This window comes from Bacillus sp. CH_70 (assembly GCF_038007045.1).
Lineage (GTDB): Bacteria > Bacillota > Bacilli > Bacillales > Bacillaceae_G > Bacillus_A > Bacillus_A cereus.
The window spans coordinates 418,729-438,726 of the sequence record NZ_JBBOWL010000001.1 but is presented as its reverse complement, the minus strand read 5'-3'; the positions used below and the strand labels follow the sequence as shown (position 1 = coordinate 438,726).

Below are 19,998 nucleotides of genomic sequence, written 5' to 3'. Positions count from 1 at the left end.
TATAAAACCCAAAAGGGCTTTGGATTGCATTTTATTATGCAGCCCAAAGTCCTTTTTATCCCCTATCAAAAGAGTATTAATATGCTTTTCCCCAATACACCATTTGTTTAGCTTCTTTACCACAACAAATACATTCTTCAGCTAAATGCTCTTGCTCAAAAGGCATACAACGTGAAGATACTCCCACCTCTTCTTTTAGTTTCTCTTCACAAGCCAATTCCCCGCACCACATCGCTTTAATAAAGCCTTGCTTTTCGTCAGCTACTTTTTTCATCTCTTCGAAATTTGTCACAGCATACGTATTCTCATCGCGAAATGCTTTTGCTTTATTAAATAAAGCAATATGAATTTCTTCAAGTAATGCTGGAATACGTTCTTCTAATTGATCCATTGGTACAAACTCTTTTTCCTTCGTATCTCTTCTTACAAGTACAACTTGATTCTTTTCAATATCTTTAGGGCCAACTTCTAATCGAATTGGAATACCCTTCATTTCATACTCATTAAATTTCCAACCAGGCGTTTTATTACTAGCATCTATTTTTACTCGTGCAACCTTTTGAATATGTCCTTGTAACTCTGTTGCTTTTGCTAAAACTCCTTCTTTATGCTGAGCAATTGGTACAATAACAACTTGCACTGGAGCGACTTTTGGTGGCATTACAAGTCCATTATTATCGCTATGAACCATTATTAGCCCACCTATCATTCTTGTTGATACACCCCAAGATGTTTGGTGCACATATTGCCACTTACCGTTACGATCTAAAAACTTAATATCAAATGCTTCTGAGAAATTCGTCCCAAAGTTATGAGAGGTTCCCGTTTGAAGCGCTTTTCCATCATGCATTAAACTTTCAATTGTATAAGTTGCCTTTGCTCCAGCAAACTTCTCTTTTTCTGTTTTTTGTCCTTTAATAACTGGTATCGCTAAATAATCCTCACAGAAAGAAGCATATAAGTTTAAAATATTTAATGTTTCAGCCTGCGATTCTTCTGCCGTTTCATGGATTGTATGACCCTCTTGCCATAAAAATTCAGTCGTACGAAGGAATGGTCTAGTTGTCTTCTCCCAACGAACTACTGAACACCACTGATTATATAACTTTGGCAAATCATTATAGGATTGCACAATTTTTGAAAAGTGCTCACAGAATAAAGTTTCAGATGTAGGACGTACACAAAGTCTTTCCGCTAACTTTTCATCCCCGCCATGCGTAACCCATGCTACTTCAGGAGCAAATCCTTCAACGTGATCCTTCTCTTTTTGCAATAAACTCTCTGGGATAAACATTGGCATATATACATTTTCATGGCCAGTTTCTTTTAACTTCTCATCCATCACCTTCTGCATATTCTCCCATAAGGCATAACCATACGGACGTAAAATCATGCACCCTTTTACACTTGAATAATCAACAAGTTCGGCTTTTTTTACAATATCGGTATACCACTGCGCAAAGTCCTCTTCCATCTTCGTAATGGCTTGCACTTGTTCTTTTGCCATAGTCAGTCTTCCTCCTTCTAGAAAATACAAAAAAGCCCGCGTCCCTAAATAGGGACCGAGCTTTGCCGGCGTTACCACCCTGATTCATGCACAAAAATTGCGCATGCTCTCTTTTTGATAACGGGAAATTCCCGCTGCATATGCAGAACTCAAAGGCAGGTTCCATATTGCCTTTTTAAGAATCTTTCAGCCTGGCGGATTCTCTCTCTGCTAAAAAGGTTGAATATGTACTAGTCCTTTTTCATCGTTATAACGAAATAAATTTGTTGATTATCATAATACAAATTCTTTTTTAAAACAATAGCTAATTTTCTTATTATTATATATTCTTTTCATTTTTTACAGTTTTATACGTAGCTTTTTCGAGAGATTTTTACAAGTTGATGTGCAATCATACCAATAAGTGTACCTAGTAGAACGAAGAAACCAATAAATCCATATCCCATTCCTTCCCACCCACCAATAACCATCATGGTAACAGGAAATGATGCTAAGCAAAGAAGTATTACAATCAGTGCAAATATAATATCAAACTGTTTGTCTGGAAAACGTTTCTTTAGTAAATATGAAATAGCAAATACAAGGAGAATTGTGATGCCACCAATGATGTAAAATATACCGAATCCATCTAACCAGTCCATACTATTCCCTCCGTCCATAGATTCCCTTATACTTATTATATGTTTAATTTTTCTGAAAATAAACAATAAATTTTATTCAGAAACATATTTTTATTACTAGGTATTAATAGTAATATATAAGAATAGGTTTTATATAATTAGGAGGATTACTTTATGGATAAAGCATTAACGAATCGTGTCATTATTTTATCATTCGACTGTTTATCAGCTTTAGATTTTCCTATACTACAAAAACTACCTCATTTCCAATCTCTAATAAAAAAGGGCACGGTTGTCGAAAAAGTAGAACCAATTTATCCTTCTGTAACATATCCAAGCCACTCAACAATCGTAACCGGTAATTACCCTAACAAGCACGGTGTTGTTAGTAATACGTTACTTCAACCAGGACGTGAATCACCTGATTGGCATTGGTACCGAAAATCGATAAAAGGAACAACATTGTATGATGAAGCGCGTAAAGCAAATTTAACGACAGCTGCCCTTCTATGGCCTGTTACTGGGAGAGCAAACATTGATTACAATTTACCAGAAATTTTCCCCAATAGACCGTGGCAAAATCAAGTGTTAGTTTCCTTATTTAGCGGTAGCCCACTATACCAATTAGATTTAAATCGTCGTTTCGGCCATATAAGAAATGGTTTATCACAACCAGAGCTGGATGATTTCGTCCTCGCCTCTGCTGTACACACCATTCAGACGAAAAAGCCTAATGTTATGTTCGTACATTTCACTGATTTAGACACGCAAAGACATTATCATGGCTTTGAATCTAACGAAACAATAGCTGCAATTCATAGACATGATGAGCGGCTCGGGAAAATTATTCAAACTTTAAAAGACAGTGACCTATACGAAGAGAGTACAATTATCGCTCTTGGTGACCATAGCGCTTTAAGTGAAAACAAAGCAATTCAATTAAATGTGCTATTCCAACAAAAAGGCCTCGTATCTATAAATAAAAAAGGGCTATTAGTAGATTGGAAGGCCTATTGTCAAAGTTGCGACGGGTCTGCCTATGTATATGTGAAAGACAAAAATGATACGGATACAATTCGAGAAGTACAACTACTCCTTGAAGAACTGCTGCAAAATAAACAGAATGGAATTGAATTTATACTTCATGATGAAGCTGCGAAAGACTGCGGTGCAGATGGTAATTGTTTATTTATGTTAGAAGCGCAAGAGGGGTATTATTTCACTGAAAACTATACAGGAGATTTTATAAAAGAAATTACTGAAAAAGATGTTACGCCTAGTAAAAAATATACATTTGGTACGCATGGATACTCTCCAACAAAACCTAACTATGAAACAATTTTTATCGCTGCTGGAAAAGGAATAAAAACCGGCGTTACCGTCCCGTATATGAGACTTATTGATGAAGGTCCAACTATCGCTAGACTACTCGGTTTACACTTAGGCGAAACAGACGGATCAATTGTAGAGGATTTACTCCAATTGTAAAGAACTGTGTATATATGTAAAAGTTATGTAAAAATCATCACTGTTTCTCTTTTTATAATTTTTATTTTTGTACACTGTTAGTAGAACAAATTTAAGGGGGAACACTATATGAAAAAAATGTCCAGACAAGAAAAAAGCTGGATATTATACGATTGGGCGAACTCGGTATATTCGCTCGTCATTACAACTGCACTATTTCCAATTTACTTTAAAGCAGCTGCAAAAGAAGCCGGGCTATCTGGTGCAACTTCAACAGCATATTGGGGATATGCAAACTCGTTCGCTACACTTTTAATTTCTATACTTGCTCCTATTCTCGGCACAGTTGCTGATTATAAAGGATTTAAAAAACGATTTTTCACATTCTTCTTTGGACTTGGTATCGTATTTACAAGTATGTTAGCAGTCGTTCCAACATCTCAGTGGTACTTATTATTAGGATGCTATATGCTCGCCTTAGTTGGTTTTGCTGGAGCCAACATTTTCTATGATGCATTTTTAGTAGATGTCACTTCTGAAGATAGAATGGATCGAATTTCTACAAGAGGTTTCGCTTTAGGCTATATTGGGAGTACTATTCCTTTTATCGGTTGTATCGCTCTTATTATTCTTGCTCAAAAAGGAACTATCCCTTTATCAGTTGGCATTGCTAGTCAAATTTCATTCGCGATAACTGCTCTTTGGTGGGGGTTATTTACAATTCCAATGCTTAAAAACGTAGAGCAAACACACTATATTGAGCGTCATCCAAGACCTATTAAAATGAGCTTCAAACGTCTTACTGATACTTTTAAAAATATTAAAGAATATAAAACTGTATTTATGTTTCTAATTGCTTACTTTTTCTATATTGACGGAGTCGATACAATTATTACTATGTCTACAGCTTACGGGACCGACCTCGGTATCAGTGCAACGAATCTATTAATCATATTATTTGTAACACAAATTGTCGCTTGTCCATTTGCGTTACTATACGGAAAACTATCTGAAACATTTACTGGTAAAAAAATGTTATATGTCGGTATCATTATTTATATCATTATTTGCACATATGCTTATTTCTTAAAAACGACACTTGATTTTTGGATTTTAGCAATGTTAGTTGCTACATCTCAAGGTGGTATTCAAGCACTAAGTCGTTCATACTTTGCAAAACTAGTACCAAAAGAATCTGCTAATGAATTCTTCGGATTTTATAATATCTTTGGTAAGTTCGCCGCAATTATGGGCCCGGTATTAGTCGGTGTTACAACGCAATTAACAGGAAAAACAAACGCTGGTGTTCTTAGTATTATTGTATTGTTTATTATCGGTGGATTCTTACTCACTAGAGTTCCAGAAAATAATACATCCGTTACACCACCTAGTCCAAAGACTAAAACGCTATAAGAAAAGATCCTCTTCTCATAAGAAGAGGATCTTTTTTATTTTTAACGGTGCGCCTTATAATGAACGACTCTACTGCTTGTACAAAAATAATTTATCAACAGTTGTTCCTAATACTTCAGCTAAACGGAATGCTAACGCTAAGCTTGGATCATATTTATTATTCTCAATTGCATTTATCGTTTGTCTAGAAACCTTGCATTTATCAGCTAATGCGCCTTGTGAAATATTATTTTCAGTGCGTAATTCATAGATTTGATTTTTCACACCATTGCTCCTAACCTGTAAAATTGTTTTTACAACATCAGTATATAATTGGCTCATATAGTTGTCAAAAGTTCCTCAAAGAAAAAGGGAGCAATTTTGCTCCCTTACAATAGTTATTTCGAAGCTAACGAATTTGTTAGTTCCTCTTTATTAGCGACAGCTTCTTTCTTTATTTGCATACGTAGAACTGGCCCTATCGCTAATAAAATAAGTGCCATCGCTATACAAAATACAGTAACTAGTGAAGTTAGTTCCTTTAATCCTCCAGCTAGTGAAGTTCCAATTAGCATTGCCCCCATAAACAGTGGTAAAATCGTCCCATTTACTCTTCCAACCATATTTTCTGGTACAAGTTGAATCATAAGCGTACCGACAACAATATTAACACAAGCTAAACAAATACCTGTTCCAAATCTCATGAAACTAGTAATCCAAAATGATGTAGATAGCCCTTCTACTAAAAATGATATCGCTAATATGCCCATACCGAATATAAACATCTTTTTCGGATTCACTTTTGAAGCGAAAATTGCAGCAACAATACCACCGATTAACATACCTATTCCATCAGCTGCTGCTAAATATTGAACAGCTTCTTTTTCCATGCCTAAACGTTCAATTACAAGAAACACCTCTAATGGAGTTGTTAATCCAACAGCTAAACCCATAATTGTAAAAGTGATCGTAATCATACGTAAATTTTTCGTGTGAAGAACGTATTTCCATCCTTCTTTTATATCATTTTTTAATGAATCTCTTGCCACTTGCTCTTTTTCAACCCATTTTGGTAAAAATGAAAGGGCGATAGCCGATAACAAAAATAGAATGATTAAACTATATAGTGATGTAAATAAGCCAAGTTGTGTATACACAATTGATCCTACAACTGGTCCAAAAATCATAAATAATGACTGTAATGTTTGGTTAAATGCAATCGCATTTGCTACCTGTTCTTCTTTTACATAGCGCTTAAATATACGCGAAGATGAGGGCTGAGAAAACTGACCTACAATCGCGGAAATGAGTGTTGCAAAAAATATAGCCTGCCAATAATCCAGCTTTAACAACAGGACAATTCCTATAATAGACAGTACACTCAACACATCTCCAGCGACCATTGTTCTTTTCGGATTCCAGCGATCTGCTAATGCACCACCAATGAACGAGAAAATAAAGATAGGTGCATACTCCATGACAGATAATAGAGACACTGAAACTGGATCATTATTTGTCCGCTCCATTATGAAATATAAAAGAGCCATATTTCTGATCCAAATTGCAAATTGTTGTAAAATATCAGATGCCATAACGAGCATAAATGCTCGGTTTTTAAATAAAGCGTTCACTTTCATTCCCCTTTCATAAACCGACCGTTCGGTCTAATTTGTTTTGTAAGAAAAGCAACTGACTTATTATTCAGCTGCCATTCCTTTTAACAATACATCTATTGCCTTTTTATAAATACGCTTCAACTCTTTATAATCTAACTCATAGTAAAGTACTCCAAGCCCTGATAATAATCCGTTCACAATATACATAAGATCACGAGCATTATCTTCACGGAACTCTCCAGACTGTATACCTGCTTCAATTAATTTCTCAAACATAACATATGATTCTCTAGTTAAAGCTAACAATTCATCCAGAATCTCTTTACTTACAACTTGGCTCATAGAGAATTCCTCTATTGCATTTGAAATTGGTTGCTGTATGTCCTCTACATGATATTCCGCGAGACCATATAGTTTTTCAGTACTAGTACTATACAACTTCTCTTTTTCATTCCATTTTTCAACCCAATCATACGTATGCTGTTTCACTACAAATAAAAATAATTCTTCTTTACTTTTAAAGTGATAATAAATGCTTCCTTTACTTCGCTCTGTAATTTCACAAATCTCTTCCATAGATGTAGCTGCATAGCCCTTCTGTGAAAATAGACTTTCTGCTTTATATGCAATTTCTTTCTTTATCTCTTCTGCGCTTCTTCTCATATTCACACCTCTTTAAACCGACCGTTCAGTCTAATGATAACAAATCAAAAACCTCTATCGCAAGAGGATATATTCCTTATTTAAGAAAACGTACTTTCAAACCAAGTTCGAATCATATGTATCGTTCCAAATTTAAATGCTAATTTAACAAGAAATACGCCTCCCGCAGCTAATAAAAATAACACTACTTTCTCCTTATTTTTCACTTTCGGTTCCCTTTTCATTTCCATTCCCCTTAGTATATTAAAAATATTAATCAAACGTTTGTTTAACTGTGTTTATGCAATATGTAAGCCAACTAATCAAACGTTTGTTTAAAAAGAAATACGCCTATATAAGGCGCATTTTCATCAATCACCGCCACCACCGCAGCTTCCACCGCTATCTCCCCCAAAAGACCCTCCACAATCATGTGAGCCGCCATCATGCGAGCTATCATTATCAGATCCAGCAAAGAAAAATAATGGTGATGAGCTGTTAGATGAATTATGAATGTTATTTTGTTTTGTAAGATTTACCTTCTTTTTGTTCGATCGAACTGCTGTTACGATTATTCCAACTACAACAAATAATAGTATGACAATAATAAATTCCATATAAAAGCCTCCCTTATTCCTCGAATAATTGAATGGTTCTCTCTAGATTTTCAAGTGAAATGAAGCGCGATTCTCGAAGGATCTCTTTTCCATTATAAAATAATAAAATTGTCGGTCCTGTAAATACGGCATATCGCCCCGCAATCTCTTGCATGTCTTGTAGTAATATCTCTATTTTCTCTACGTAATCATAATTCTCTAATACGCAATTTACTTTTCTTAGCATAACATCACAAACACCACAATTTTCCGTTTTAATAAACAGAAGTACCAATTGTTGTTCTTCGATATAGGTCGCTAATTCTTCTATCGTTTTAAATGTAGTCATCTTATCCCTCTTAGCGTAATTTACGAAATACTTTTTCTTGATACATACGAAAAGCTGAACTATCTTTAATCTTTCTCTTTTCCATTACCTGCTGAAAACGAAGCGTTTTTACTGTTAACTCTTCTCTTAATTTCTTTCTCTCTTCTTCATCATAACAGCAAGCAATTAGATCCTCTATTTTTAATATATCTTTTTGTAGTTCCATTTCTGGTGGAATCATTCCCGCATTTTTTAAAATTTTATAACTCATTCTAAGTTCTGGAGGTACCATTGAAAAATCTTCTAATTGTAGTGGTTTTCCTTTTCCCGGAAGATAATCAAGATCACCGTTCCGTATTGCTTTTCGAATTTTTTCTTCAGCAATGTTCAAAAACACATCCACACTATTCCCTCCTTTACATATTTTTACTATTATTTTACATGATATTTCCTTATCTTTCTACGTCTTTAATAATTGGCTCCATACAATTTTTTCTCAAATTTATTTATAATGAGCTATTTCCTCCCATACTGATCTTTCGTTTTCATATATAGTTTGTATTCAAGCCTTTTTGTATTGAGAAAGTCTTTTACAACTGAATAAAGCGTTTACACTAAATCTTACATTTGTTACGATTTAATCACCCCCAGCTCCCTTGTATAGACTTCGTGATGTCTGATCATTTTATCTAGACGTTTCATACGTCTAGATTCATTTTGATTTATTGGCGTATGCCTTTAAATATATCTTTTATTTTGAAAGGAGAAATGGCTATGAGGTCTCAAAAATTCACACTGCTATTACTATCTCTACTACTTTTCTTACCTCTTTTTCTCACAAATTTTATTACTCCAAATCTCGCATTAGCAGATTCACCAAAGCAAAATCAAAAAATTGTTGGGTACTTTCCTTCGTGGGGCGTTTACGGACGTAATTATCAAGTTGCTGACATTGATGCATCAAAACTTACTCACCTTAACTATGCTTTCGCGGATATTTGTTGGAATGGAAAACATGGAAACCCTTCTACTCATCCTGATAATCCAAATAAACAAACGTGGAACTGTAAAGAATCTGGTGTACCATTGCAAAATAAAGAGGTTCCTAATGGTACTCTCGTACTCGGGGAACCATGGGCTGATGTTACCAAATCGTATCCTGGCTCAGGTACAACTTGGGAAGATTGCGATAAATATGCCCGTTGCGGAAATTTCGGAGAACTAAAACGATTAAAAGCTAAATATCCTCACTTAAAAACAATTATTTCCGTTGGTGGCTGGACTTGGTCTAACCGCTTTTCTGATATGGCCGCTGATGAAAAAACAAGAAAAGTATTTGCTGAATCTACAGTAGCTTTTCTTCGCGCATATGGGTTTGATGGCGTAGATTTAGACTGGGAATATCCGGGCGTTGAAACGATTCCTGGTGGTAGTTATCGTCCTGAAGATAAACAAAATTTCACTCTCCTTCTTCAAGACGTCCGAAATGCTTTGAATAAAGCAGGTACTGAAGATGGCAAACAATATTTACTAACAATCGCTTCAGGTGCAAGCCAACGCTACGCTGATCATACAGAGCTAAAGAAAATTTCTCAAATACTCGATTGGATTAATATTATGACATATGATTTCCACGGCGGATGGGAAGCTACTTCTAATCATAATGCAGCTCTATATAAGGATCCAAATGACCCAGCAGCAAATACGAATTTTTACGTAGATGGTGCTATAAATGTTTATACAAATGAAGGTGTTCCAGTCGATAAACTAGTATTAGGCGTACCCTTTTACGGACGTGGCTGGAAAAGTTGTGGCAAAGAAAATAACGGACAATATCAACCTTGCAAACCAGGTAGCGATGGGAAACTTGCTTCTAAAGGTACTTGGGATGATTATTCTACCGGTGACACAGGTGTGTATGATTACGGTGATTTAGCAGCCAATTACGTTAATAAAAATGGTTTTGTACGCTACTGGAATGACACAGCTAAAGTACCTTACTTATATAATGCGACTACAGGCACATTTATTAGCTACGATGACAATGAATCTATGAAATATAAAACAGACTATATAAAGACGAAGGGTTTAAGTGGAGCAATGTTTTGGGAACTAAGCGGGGATTGCCGTACAAGTCCAAAATATAGTTGTAGTGGTCCAAAATTACTTGATACGCTAGTAAAAGAATTACTTGGTGGACCTATTAGTCAAAAAGATACTGAGCCACCAACGAATGTTAAAAATATTGTAGTTACGAATAAAAATTCAAACTCAGTTCAATTAAACTGGACTGCATCTACTGATAACGTAGGAGTTACGGAATATGAAATTACTGCTGGAGAAGAGAAATGGAGTACAACAACAAATAGCATTACAATTAAAAACTTAAAACCTAATACAGAATACACATTTTCAGTAATTGCCAAAGATGCTGCTGGAAATAAATCACAACCTACCGCTCTTACTGTCAAAACGGATGAAACTAATACGACACCTCCTGATGGAAATGGCACTGCTACATTTTCAGTCACTTCGAATTGGGGCAGCGGTTATAACTTCTCGATTATAATCAAAAATAATGGAACGACTCCTATTAAAAATTGGAAATTAGAATTTGATTATAGCGGCAATTTAACACAAGTTTGGGATTCTAAAATTAGTAGTAAAACAAATAATCATTATGTAATTACAAACGCAGGATGGAATGGCGAAATTCCTCCTGGTGGATCTATTACAATTGGTGGTGCAGGAACAGGTAATCCTGCCGAAATTTTAAATGCCGTCATTAGCGAAAACTAGACGTAATATCCATTAATTATTTCACTAAAGTTTGAATTTAGGTTCGAGCAAGACTTCCTAAATTCAAACTTTTAATTTTATGAAAAATCAAAAATATCACAATAACCTATTATAATTATATTTAGTTTCTAATATGAAGTTTATATGAAGTTCATTTGAATTTTACATGAATTTCCTTTAATTTCTATTGTCTTCCTATAATATCCACATTATCCTTTACATATAGGAATTATTTTCATTCCGTTTTGAACTATCTATATATATAAAGAAAGATAGTCACCTGTTAGGGAAAGGCTTTCGTATTATTATAAATATAACAAAAGAAAAAGCACGCTTATAAGCGCACCATAAGAGTGCTTCTTCATACAATTCTCATGTAAGAGTTCTCGAAAATCATGTTAATCACAAAGAAAAGGCATTAGCTCATAAAAGCTAATGCCTTTTCTTTATTCATATTGTTCAGCATTCCAATCCTCTATATTCCATACTTTTGTTATCCACGATTCATAGAAAGAAGGTTCATGTGAGACAATTAAAATCGTTCCTTTGTATTGTTGTAACGCTTCCTGTAAAGCCATCTTAGTTTCTACATCCAAATGATTAGTCGGTTCGTCTAAAATTAAAACATTGCTTTTCGTTACGATAAGTTCACATAAACGCACTTTCGTTTGCTCTCCACCGCTTAATAAACGAATAGGTTTTAATACGTGTTCTTCTTTCAATCCACACTTCGCTAATGCTTGGCGTGCTTCTTTCTTTGTCATATCTGGTCGTTGTGCCCAAACTTTCTCTAATGGTGTTATTTCTGAAGCAAACTCTTCCTGTGCAAAATAAGCAGGATTTACTCGGTCCCCAACAAAAATCGAACCGCTTAGCGGCTTTATTTGACCTAATAACGTTTTTAATATTGTCGTTTTTCCAATACCATTCTGACCAACAATAGCTATCTTTTCTCCTTTTTTCACTTGTAAATTCAAGTCTGGAAATAACGGCTCACTATAACCGACTCTTAGTTTCTCAGCCTGTAATATACGACTTACTGGTTCATTATAAACAGTAAAAGCAAAACAGGACTGAGGTACATTATTTACCTTTTCAACCCTTCGCATTTTCTCCAATACTTTCTCTCGACTTTTTGCCTGTTTTGCTTTTCGAATTTTATTTTTTTGAATAAATGTTTCTAACTGAGCAATTTCTTTTTGTTGTTTCACATACGCCGATTGTAATTGTTTCCTTTGCACTTGATAACTTTGTAAAAACTTTTCATAATCCCCTACATATCGCTTAACTTTTCGTTCTTCTAGATGGTAAATGACATTCGTAATATTGTTCAAAAACACTTCGTCATGCGAAATGATAATATAAGCTTTTTCATACAACTTCAAGTACGATTGCAACCATTCTATATGCGCTGTATCTAAATAGTTCGTTGGTTCATCTAGCAATAAAACATCAGCTTTTTCTAGAAGAAGCTTTCCTAGTAATAACTTTGTCCGCTGTCCTCCACTTAACTTTGAAACATCCTTTTCCAATCCTATTTCAAACAGCCCTAAACCAATTGCTACTTCTTCAATTTCTGTATGAATTTGATAGAAATTAGAGTTTTCCAATATAGTTTGTAACTCTCCATACCTTACTAACAATTTTTCTACTTCTACTGCCTCAGTCATCTCTTTTGCAATTTTTAACATTTCGTATTCAATTGCATACAAGTTAGAAAATGCACTTTGCAAGTATCCTTCAATTGTTATCCCTTCTTGTAAATCTATATGCTGCTGCAAAAATCCAACCTTCACATGTGGAAACCATTCAATGTTCCCATCATCATGTATAAGTTCTCCTGTTAAAATTCTTAGCAGTGTTGATTTTCCAATCCCATTTTTCCCTACTAACCCAACATGCTCCCCCTTTAATAATCGAAAGCACGCATTATATAAGATGGTTTTCTCACCATACGAATGACTTAAATTTTCTACTGTTAATATACTCATTTTTTTCTCTCCTTTACTTATCGTCCATAAGCTAAATAGAGAGACCAACAGTATGAAGCCTTATTTAATTATGCATATAAAAATGGGTAAGGTGAATACACCTTACCCATTACATATTATCGTAAAAAAGGATTAAGGTTCTTTACCTGCTGTCTTCAATTTAGCTTAATCTTAAAAAATGGGCAGACTTCTCCCATATCAAGCTAAAACCATTTGAAGAACAGTTGATAAAGTCATTTTATCCTTTCACTCCTTTAACATTTGTTATATTAAGAGTATAAACTACTCTGTTATATTCTATTCTCTATTTTCCCTTTTGTTCCTTCTCCATCTTTTCATATTCTAAAAAAAGCCTCTTAACAGTAATTATACTAAAAACTGTTAAAAGACTTTTTCTATTTTTTCATATAAGGAGCTAACACACTTAAAATCTCTTCTTTATCCTTTTTTAATTCGAGTGATGTTAACATATCCATCGTTCTCGGTCTAGGTAATTTCACTTGTACCTCGCCAACAATTGACGCTGGTCTTTGAGATAAAATAAATACGCGATCTGAAAGCAAGATTGCCTCATCTAAGTCATGTGTCACCATAACGATTGTTTGCTTCTCTTGATGCCAAGAGTTTAAAAGCCAGCTATGTACTTCCATTTTTGTAAATGCATCTAACTTTCCAAAAGGCTCATCAAGCAGCATAATTGGCTTTTCACATAAATATGTGCGCAGAAAACTAATTCTTTGACGCATACCACCAGACAATTCATCTGGATAATGGTCTGCATATTCATCTAGTTCGAACTGCTTTAATGCTTCCATTCCTTCTGTCAGCCTTTGTTTTTTCGGCTTTCCTTCAATTTCTAACGGAAGAACGATATTTTGCAAAGCTGATCGCCACGGTAGTAATAAATCTTGTTGTGGCATATAACTAACAACATCTTGCTCTTGTACTTGCTTATCTTTATACATTACGTTCCCGCTTGTTGGTTTTTCAACATTTGCAATCATGTTTAATAATGTGCTTTTCCCGCAACCACTCGGTCCTACAAAAGAAACAAACTCTCCCTCTTGTATAGAGGCACTAATATTCTCTAATACATTCTTTCCGTCGAAAGATTTCACTATATTTTTTATTTGTAATCCGCTCATTTTTCACTTGGAAGGAATTCATTTGTAAAAGCATCTTTTACATCGATTTTCTTTTTAATAACTTTGTTGTCATATAAGAAATTCATGTAATTCGTCCAAATTTCTTCCTTCTGTACTCCCCATGCTTTCGCATCATCTTGATACTTCGTACTTAACCATTTCTGGCTTTCTTGAACTAAATCTTTATTTACATCTGGAACAGCTTTAATTAGAATATCAGCAGCTTCTTTCGGTTCCTTAATTGCAAAATTATAACCTTCTGTTGTTGCACTCATAAACTTTTTCACAAAGTCTTTATCTTGCTTCGTATGTTTTTCACTCGTAATAATAACAGGACTATAGAAATCAAGCGCTGGATCTAAGTCTTTCACCATAATCGTATTTAACTCTTTTCCTTGGCGCTTCGCTTCAATACCATCCCAACCGTAATAAATCCATTCGAAATCTGCATCACGGCCGATTGATTTAAAGAAATCTGTTTGTCCTAAGATGATTTTTTCAACTTTATTAAAATCAGCTTGATGCTTATCCATAATCGTCTTTAATGTCGCTTCTTCCGCTGGTCCTCCCCAGCCGCCATAACGTTTACCTTCAAAATCTTTCGGTGACGTCATATTATCTTTCTTAAGCGATGCAAACGCTGAAGTGTTGTGCTGAATAATCGCTCCTACAGATACAACAGGAATTCCTTCCACACGAGCTAATGTTACATTTTCTTGTGCGCTTATTGCGAAGTCTGCTTTTCCTGATGCTATCATTTGCTCTGCTGTTACATTGTCACCTGGTTGAATAATTTCTACATCTAATCCTTGCTTTTTGTAATAATCTTTCGTTTTCGCTACATACAAGCCAGTATGATTCGTATTTGGAAACCAATCTAATACTACTTTTACTTTTTGATCTTTACTTGCACTTTCTTCTTTCTTCGCCGGATTACATCCAGCCACACCTACCGCTACTAAGGCAGCTAACATAACTTTCAAACCTTTTTTCATTTTCTGCCGTCCTTTCTATATATCCATGGTGCTGTTATTCTTGCCATAAACTCTACGATAAAATACAGGCATAATGTCACTATGACGATGATTGCTGCAACACCAAATACTCGGGCAGTCAAAAAGGATTTTGTAGCCCTCGTAAGCATAACGCCTAATCCTTCACTTGCACCGAGCCATTCTCCGATAATTGCCCCCATTACGCTATATGTAACTGCAATTTTTAAACCGGAGAAAAAGTATGGAAGCACTGCTGGAAATTTTACTTTCTGGTAAACTTGCCATTTTGTCGCCTTCATTGTTTGTAACAGCTTCAACATGTTTTTATCTACTGTTTGAAAACCTTCTAAAATACTAAGCGCAATTGGGAAGAAACAAACGAGTATTACGACCATTACTTTCGGCAACATCCCATATCCAAACCAAATAATAAATAGCGGTGCAAGTACAACAATTGGAATTGTTTGCGAAATAACGAGCAATGGATTTATTAAAATACGAAATAAAGGTATAACGTCCATAATAATTGCGATGCTCGTCCCCAATAAAATTGCAAAGAATAGTCCAATTATAACTTCCTGCAGTGTTTGCATCGTATTTGGTAATAGTAAATCTTTCATCCCAATTAATTCTTGAACAATGGCAGAAGGCTTTGGTAAAATCCACGGTTCGATTTTAAATAATGAAACAGATCCTTCCCATATCGCAATGAGAAGGATAAGCCAAATAGTTGTAATAAGTTTAGATTGCTTCTGGTTTTGCATATTCATCACGGTACTTCCAAACCTTTTCATCTATCGTTACACCAGTGCTTGGACGATAATGGATTTTAATAGAAGTAATCACTTCTTCTGCTCCAGCATCGACGCAAGCTTGTTGCGCACGTTTAACGACATCAAGAAGTACATCTAATTCTCCTTCCAAAGTTGTTTCCATTGCCCCTACTTCATAACGAACTCCCGATTGTTGCACAACTTCAATTGCTTTATCGACAACAGAATATACATCTTTCGTTTTCGCTTGTGGTACTACTGAAAATGACATTGTAACTTGTTGTGACATAATAAAATCCCCCTTATAAAATTAGATTTCAAAAATAAGAAAAGGCTTTCCTACTGCGTAGGAAAGCCTTGTATGCAAGTTATTATAGAATAACATATGCTACATCACTTTAAGTAACTCCCTACGCTGGCATTATCCAGATCAGGTTGAGGGTCGATGTTTACTTACATCCTCTCAGCCAATTGGCTCCCCGGTCCTTAATTCGTTTTCATTGTAGCATGATTTATTTTATTGAACAAACAAAAGCATGCATAATCATTTCATTATTTTTGGAAAATATCCAACTTTTTCACCATGAGCTAATAACTGCTGTATAAATTCTTTATTGATTGCTGGTACTATCAATTCTTTTTTCTTAATCCATTCATTCGTTCTACGCGTACCCATTACAATTTCAGATTGCTGCGCTCCATCTCCTGCAACTTGAGAAGCAATTAACTCTGCTATTACTTCATTTTCCTTCGCTAATTCAAGTCCGGTATTTACATATTCTGAAAGTGGAACCATTTCAAGATTGTATCCACACTCTCCAATTAACTGTATAAATTGTTCAAACTCAATTTGATGTGGATGACAAATATGTAACGTCTCTCCTACAATTTGCGAATCTTTTAAATACAATACAATTGATTTACTAGCAAAATCAATTGGTGTGAAATCAACTTTCCACTTCACATTTGGTGCTTTCCCAATTAATAGCATTGTTTTAATAAGACGATAAAATGCGTTTCCTTCAATATTTTGTTGGAACGAACCTGTTTCTGAATGACATGCTAAATTACCTGCACGATAAATATTTCCGCGCAAACCATTTTTCATTGCTTCACGAACAATGTTTTCCGCTTGTAGTTTACTATTTGAATATACATTCTCTAAGTCTACACTGTAATTAAAATCACCAGTTTTCATGTATGTATCCCATTGATCTACCGCTAATTCTAACGGGATACCAATTGTAGAAATAAAATGGAATGTAGCACCTTTCTCCGCTAATGCTAGCATACGGCTAGTTCCTTGGACATTTATATTTTCAAATTGTTTTACATCTCCAAAATGTCTTACATCTGCACCGCAATGAATTATCGTATCCATCTTAGAACTGATGAACATAAATTCTTCTTCGCTCATCCCAAGATACTCTTCCCCCAGATCACCAGCTACGGCCTGTATACGCTGTAACCATTCTTCACATATATCACTAAAGTAGCCTGTTAATGTATCTATAATTCTTTGTTGCACATCTTTGGTTGGTCTTACTAAACAATAAATAGTAGCAGATGTATCTCTCAACAATTCATATAATATGTGTGATCCTAAATAACCAGTAGCTCCTGTTAAAAAGACATTTGAAATCTGGGTTTCTTCCAAAACGTTTGCATACGTAATAGTATCTGGTTCGTGAATCACTTTATATTCACGAAATACTCCTTCTTTCTCTACTTTTACTTCTCGCTCAATTCGAGCTAATCCATATATCGTTCTTTCTTTAAAGAAATCTTGAATTGTTAAATGTGAAAAATCTTCTTTTAACAATGTTAAGACTCGTAATACTTTTAATGAATGTCCACCAATTGTAAAGAAATCATCATGCACTCCAACTTTTGAAATTCCTAATACTTCCGCCCAAGCGCGCTCTATTTGTTTCTCTGCTTTATTAGAAGGTGCAACATATTCTTGTAGACGAACCGGTTCATACTTTTCTTCTAACTGAGCTAACTTCTTAACATCAATCTTTTTATTAGGTGTAAGTGGTAATTCATTAATATAAATTAGTTTAGATGGCACCATATAATCTGGTAATTGCTCTTGTAACTGATAAACTAATTCTGGTATTTCTTTTTTATTTAAAGTTGTATAGAACGCGATTAAATATTGGCTACCTTCCTTACTCTTCTTAGCAAAAACAGCATTTTCTTTTATATTATGATTTTGAGAAATTTTACTTTGGATTTCTCCTAGTTCAATACGATGTCCTCTAATCTTTACTTGATCATCTTTCCGATGTAAAAATTCTATATTTCCATCCTCTAACAACTTAACAATATCACCTGTTTTATATATATTAACTATAGGATTAAAAGGGTTCTGAATAAAAGCTTCAATTGTTTTATTAGGCTTATTAAAATACCCTTTTGCTAATCCTACTGAATCTATATATAATTCACCAGGTACACCAATTGGACAAAGATTCATATTCTCATCCAAAATCATAACTTGATAATTAGCACATGGTTTACCAATGGGAATACTCGCAACATCCTCATTTAACTGACTAGGTATTTTATAGGTTGTCGTCACTACAGTACATTCTGTCGGTCCGTATACATTATGAATTTCAACATTTGTACCTATTCTTTCTCTCCACAATTTAATAACCTCTACAGGCAACATTTCACCGCCAATCGCAATTCTTTTTAGGGAAGCTAGCTTATATATATCTTCTTCTGCTAAATAAGTTGCTACTTGTCGAACAAAAATTGTTGCTAATGCCAAGATCGAAGTTGCTTTCACTTTATAGATTGCATTTGCAAATGCTTCTACAGACAATCGCTCTTCCTCTAATAATACATACAAGTTTCCTCCGCAGAATAAAGAAGCAAATGACTCCCATACAGAAGCATCGAAACTAAAAGAAGGAAATTGGGCAAATACATCCTCTTCTGTCAATTCATATTGCTTTTGCATCCAAGTGTACAGATTAACAACCCCTCTATGTGCTAACATCGTTCCCTTTGGATTCCCTGTTGAACCAGACGTATAAATCATATAAGCTACATCATCACAATGAATAGACAACTTTACATCTATATCTTCACAAGTTTCACTATCATACATTGAAACTGTTTGAACTCCATCACATGTTATAGGCGTCTCTTTCATCAATATAACTTTCGCTTGGCTATCTTGAATAATGTACTGTATTCTACTTTCCGGATAATCTGGATCAATCGGAACATACGCTGCACCAGCTTTTAATATAGCTACCATACTTACTACTGTGTCTATGCTACGTTTCATAAATATTCCAACATAGTCTCCTAATTGGACGCCGTTTTTAATTAACATATGAGCTATTTGATTACTTTTTTTATTTAGCTCCTCATAAGTTAAAGTACCTTCCCTTGAAGATAAAGCTATACGATTTGGAAATTGAGTAACAGTATTATAGAACATATCGACGATACTTTTCTCAGGATATACTGCTGTCGTATCATTCACTTGACTATAAAGTGCCATCTCGGCCTCTGTAATAATATTAAAATTCTTTATATAATTATTCTTATTTTGTGATGTACCAATTAAAACACCTTGTATTTGTTGTGCATAACGAGTAATCGTTGTTTCCTTCCAATTAACACTATTAAATATTATTTCTACACTTTGCATATTTTTACTAAATACAAATTGTAATGTATTCGTGTCTTGTAGCTCATAATATGTTTCACCAATAATAATAGGTGACATTTCATATAATGTATTACCGTTTTGAAACTCTTCTATTTCTTCCTCATTCATTTCTTTAATTTGTTCCAGTTGCTCTTCAATCTGTAAATTCAAACTTTCATAGGAGAGAAAATTAGAAACTTCAATAGTAATTGGAAATAAACTTCCTCTTACATGATAAAGCACGACAATATGTTTTTCTTTAGAAATATGATATAACCACGTTGCAGTCGCTCCTATTAAATCTACAATATGAGTCAAATTTAGAAATAATTCAGTTTTCCTTTTTATCCTAAGTTCCGTTCCTTGCACATCTTTAGGTATTTTAATACTTCCTTCTACTTTCCCTAAAAATTCTTTTACCATCTCATTATAAGAAATTGCTAATTTCATA

At 34.6% G+C, this 19,998-nt stretch carries 18 protein-coding genes, 1 riboswitch and 1 other annotated feature; of the genes, 3 read left to right on the top strand and 15 right to left on the bottom strand.

What is annotated here, in order from left to right; translation table 11 throughout:
* Positions 1-76 precede the first annotated feature (76 nt).
* Together proS and N2V79_RS02225 are read right to left on the bottom strand one after the other, a co-directional pair.
* Entirely contained in the window at positions 77-1,507 is a 1,431-nt protein-coding gene (gene proS, locus N2V79_RS02230) for a proline--tRNA ligase (protein WP_090978240.1), read from the bottom strand.
* Positions 1,508-1,554: 47 nt separating this feature from the next.
* Positions 1,555-1,761: a binding site (T-box leader), on the bottom strand.
* A 93-nt stretch (positions 1,762-1,854) separates the two neighbouring features.
* Positions 1,855-2,148 (bottom strand): YesK-like family protein, encoded by a 294-nt coding sequence (locus tag N2V79_RS02225; protein WP_000383860.1) that lies wholly within the window; start codon positions 2,146-2,148, stop codon positions 1,855-1,857.
* 153 nt (positions 2,149-2,301) lie between these two features.
* Here N2V79_RS02225 and N2V79_RS02220 point away from each other — a divergent pair, with 153 nt between their 5' ends.
* Both N2V79_RS02220 and N2V79_RS02215 read left to right on the top strand, forming a co-directional pair.
* A complete protein-coding gene (locus tag N2V79_RS02220) occupies positions 2,302-3,615 on the top strand; it encodes an alkaline phosphatase family protein (protein ID WP_000356442.1) in 1,314 nt (437 codons plus the stop codon).
* Positions 3,616-3,723: 108 nt separating this feature from the next.
* Positions 3,724-5,007, top strand: a complete 1,284-nt coding sequence (locus N2V79_RS02215) for an MFS transporter (RefSeq protein ID WP_000738821.1) — start codon at positions 3,724-3,726, stop codon at positions 5,005-5,007.
* Between the two features lie 69 nt (positions 5,008-5,076).
* Here the strand turns inward: N2V79_RS02215 and N2V79_RS02210 are convergent, their stop codons facing one another.
* The 7 genes from N2V79_RS02210 to N2V79_RS02180 form a co-directional block, all read right to left on the bottom strand.
* Entirely contained in the window at positions 5,077-5,328 is a 252-nt protein-coding gene (locus N2V79_RS02210) for a helix-turn-helix transcriptional regulator (RefSeq protein WP_002023181.1), read from the bottom strand.
* 56 nt (positions 5,329-5,384) lie between these two features.
* The gene (locus N2V79_RS02205; protein WP_340719539.1) at positions 5,385-6,617 is read right to left on the bottom strand and encodes an MFS transporter; all 1,233 of its coding nucleotides are present in this window, start codon (positions 6,615-6,617) and stop codon (positions 5,385-5,387) included.
* A gap of 66 nt (positions 6,618-6,683) precedes the next feature.
* Positions 6,684-7,265: a TetR/AcrR family transcriptional regulator gene (locus N2V79_RS02200; protein WP_001254447.1), complete on the bottom strand. Its 582-nt coding sequence runs from the start codon at positions 7,263-7,265 to the stop codon at positions 6,684-6,686.
* An 80-nt stretch (positions 7,266-7,345) separates the two neighbouring features.
* Positions 7,346-7,489 (bottom strand): histidine kinase, encoded by a 144-nt coding sequence (locus N2V79_RS02195; RefSeq protein WP_069354903.1) that lies wholly within the window; start codon positions 7,487-7,489, stop codon positions 7,346-7,348.
* Positions 7,490-7,615: 126 nt separating this feature from the next.
* The gene (locus N2V79_RS02190; RefSeq protein ID WP_000394364.1) at positions 7,616-7,861 is read right to left on the bottom strand and encodes a hypothetical protein; all 246 of its coding nucleotides are present in this window, start codon (positions 7,859-7,861) and stop codon (positions 7,616-7,618) included.
* A gap of 13 nt (positions 7,862-7,874) precedes the next feature.
* Positions 7,875-8,189 (bottom strand): thioredoxin family protein, encoded by a 315-nt coding sequence (locus N2V79_RS02185; RefSeq protein WP_064532164.1) that lies wholly within the window; start codon positions 8,187-8,189, stop codon positions 7,875-7,877.
* Between the two features lie 10 nt (positions 8,190-8,199).
* A complete protein-coding gene (locus N2V79_RS02180; RefSeq protein ID WP_017657409.1) occupies positions 8,200-8,571 on the bottom strand; it encodes a DnaJ family domain-containing protein in 372 nt (123 codons plus the stop codon).
* A gap of 371 nt (positions 8,572-8,942) precedes the next feature.
* Between N2V79_RS02180 and N2V79_RS02175 the strand changes: the two genes are divergently transcribed.
* On the top strand, positions 8,943-10,967 hold the full coding sequence (locus tag N2V79_RS02175) for a glycosyl hydrolase family 18 protein (RefSeq protein ID WP_064532162.1): 2,025 nt from the start codon (positions 8,943-8,945) through the stop codon (positions 10,965-10,967).
* A gap of 446 nt (positions 10,968-11,413) precedes the next feature.
* Here N2V79_RS02175 and N2V79_RS02170 read toward each other — a convergent pair whose 3' ends face one another.
* The 6 genes from N2V79_RS02170 to N2V79_RS02145 all read right to left on the bottom strand — a co-directional run bounded on the left by N2V79_RS02170 (position 11,414) and on the right by N2V79_RS02145 (position 19,997).
* Positions 11,414-12,958 (bottom strand): ABC-F family ATP-binding cassette domain-containing protein, encoded by a 1,545-nt coding sequence (locus N2V79_RS02170; RefSeq protein WP_064532160.1) that lies wholly within the window; start codon positions 12,956-12,958, stop codon positions 11,414-11,416.
* Positions 12,959-13,353: 395 nt separating this feature from the next.
* Positions 13,354-14,103, bottom strand: a complete 750-nt coding sequence (locus N2V79_RS02165) for an ABC transporter ATP-binding protein (RefSeq protein WP_000016079.1) — start codon at positions 14,101-14,103, stop codon at positions 13,354-13,356.
* Complete coding sequence (locus tag N2V79_RS02160; RefSeq protein WP_000715568.1) at positions 14,100-15,098, bottom strand: ABC transporter substrate-binding protein; 999 nt, start codon at positions 15,096-15,098, stop codon at positions 14,100-14,102. Before N2V79_RS02160 ends, N2V79_RS02165 begins: the two co-directional genes overlap by 4 nt.
* Positions 15,095-15,868, bottom strand: coding sequence for an ABC transporter permease (locus tag N2V79_RS02155; protein WP_001057164.1), 774 nt, complete (start codon positions 15,866-15,868; stop codon positions 15,095-15,097). Before N2V79_RS02155 ends, N2V79_RS02160 begins: the two co-directional genes overlap by 4 nt.
* Positions 15,840-16,160 carry an MTH1187 family thiamine-binding protein gene (locus tag N2V79_RS02150; protein WP_000082906.1) on the bottom strand — a complete coding sequence of 107 codons (321 nt, stop codon included), beginning with the start codon at positions 16,158-16,160 and terminating at the stop codon, positions 15,840-15,842. Before N2V79_RS02150 ends, N2V79_RS02155 begins: the two co-directional genes overlap by 29 nt.
* 101 nt (positions 16,161-16,261) lie before the next feature.
* Positions 16,262-16,363: riboswitch (TPP riboswitch) on the bottom strand.
* A gap of 52 nt (positions 16,364-16,415) precedes the next feature.
* The gene (locus tag N2V79_RS02145) at positions 16,416-19,997 is read right to left on the bottom strand and encodes a non-ribosomal peptide synthetase family protein (RefSeq protein ID WP_340719538.1); all 3,582 of its coding nucleotides are present in this window, start codon (positions 19,995-19,997) and stop codon (positions 16,416-16,418) included.
* Between the last annotated feature and the right edge of the window lies 1 nt (position 19,998).